Below are 578 nucleotides of genomic sequence, written 5' to 3'. Positions count from 1 at the left end.
TTTGTAGGTCGCGCCTTTAGGCCGTCAAGAAATCACATTAAAAAGGAGGCTTTATGTCATGGAATGACCTAAGGAAAGGAAGGCGTTCAGAACCCAACCGCGAATATTTTATTACGTTTAATACTCTTGATAGAATTCCACATTTCAATGATTTTTCTGTTGCTCGTTTATTTTGCCAACAGATAGAAGCAAACCAAAAACATCATAAATGCGCATGGCTAACATGGGTTCTAATGCCGGATCACTTCCACGGCCTAGTGAAGCTAAACAATCATAGCTCAACATTACCGACTATAATTGGTAATTTGAAAGGCACCAGCGCTTTTGAAATAAATAAACATCTGAAAAAAAATGGCTCCTTATGGCAATCTTCCTTTTATGACCGCGCATTGCGGGCTGAAGACGATCGTCTTAATATTGCTCGATATATTATTGCAAACCCATTACGAAGAGGGTTAGTCAAAAACGTAAAAGACTACCCTTTTTGGGATTCAGTTTATTTATAGATTGCAGCATTATTAATTTTATGGTCGTGCTTTAGCGCGACAAGGAAGCTATTTTGTCGGCCTGAAGGCCGA

General features: G+C 39.1%; 1 protein-coding gene. It reads left to right on the top strand.

Going from position 1 to position 578, the window contains the following annotated elements; genetic code table 11:
- Window positions 1–53: 53 nt before the first annotated feature.
- A complete protein-coding gene (locus tag D104_RS33265) occupies window positions 54–506 on the top strand; it encodes an REP-associated tyrosine transposase (RefSeq protein WP_024024998.1) in 453 nt (150 codons plus the stop codon).
- Window positions 507–578: the final 72 nt, after the last annotated feature.

This window comes from Marinomonas profundimaris (assembly GCF_000508165.1).
GTDB classification, from domain to species: Bacteria; Pseudomonadota; Gammaproteobacteria; order Pseudomonadales; family Marinomonadaceae; genus Marinomonas; species Marinomonas profundimaris.
The sequence above is the reverse complement of the archived record's forward strand: the minus strand, read 5'-3'. Positions and strand labels throughout refer to the sequence as shown.

What these genes read in the sequence shown, in the direction of transcription:
- D104_RS33265 (WP_024024998.1), top strand. Translation starts at nt 54, where the DNA reads ATGTCATGGAATGACCTAAGGAAAGGAAGGCGTTCAGAACCCAACCGC.